The sequence below is a fragment of the Taibaiella sp. KBW10 genome (genome assembly GCF_003852495.1).
Taxonomy (GTDB): Bacteria; Bacteroidota; Bacteroidia; order Chitinophagales; family Chitinophagaceae; genus Edaphocola.
In genome coordinates, this window is the sequence record NZ_QAJI01000012.1 from 486 (window position 1) to 1,013 (window position 528).

Here is a 528-nt window from a genome sequence, read left to right on the forward strand (position 1 = left end):
CCTTGTGGATCGTTTCTTCCCTTCTTTTTATCCTCTCACCCTAAAGGGTGATTTTTTGCAATTTAGACCATGTAATCAGATCGTTTTAGACCATGTAATCAGATCGTTATATACATTTGTTTGATAAAAGGTATTGGCTCCTATTATGCAGTAAAAATTTATGACCATGAAAATAAAGGTGAGTATAATTGAAGATAATATTATGTTCCGGGAAGGGTTAATGCGTTTTATCGGTTTTCATGATGAGTTTGAAATCGGAGCACAGTTCGGTGCCGTAGCACCTTTTTTGCAAAAATCCAATATTATAAATGATATTCCGGCATCTATCTTACTGCTGGATATCGGCCTGCCCGGAATTTCCGGTATAGATGCCATTCCGGCCATATTAAACAAATATCCGGAATTGAATATAGTGATGCTGACCTCTTATGAAGAAGAAGATATTATTTTAAAAGCCCTTTGCTCCGGTGCATGTTCTTATCTTTCAAAGAGTGTTTCTATGAAAGAGATCGTGTCTGCCCTACGCAT

The 528-nt window shown here is 37.1% G+C and carries 1 protein-coding gene; it reads left to right on the forward strand.

Annotated elements, in window-relative coordinates:
* Positions 1–166: 166 nt before the first annotated feature.
* Positions 167–528 (forward strand): response regulator transcription factor (locus tag DBR32_RS15500; RefSeq protein WP_148089220.1); only part of this gene is annotated, 362 nt, incomplete at its 3' end.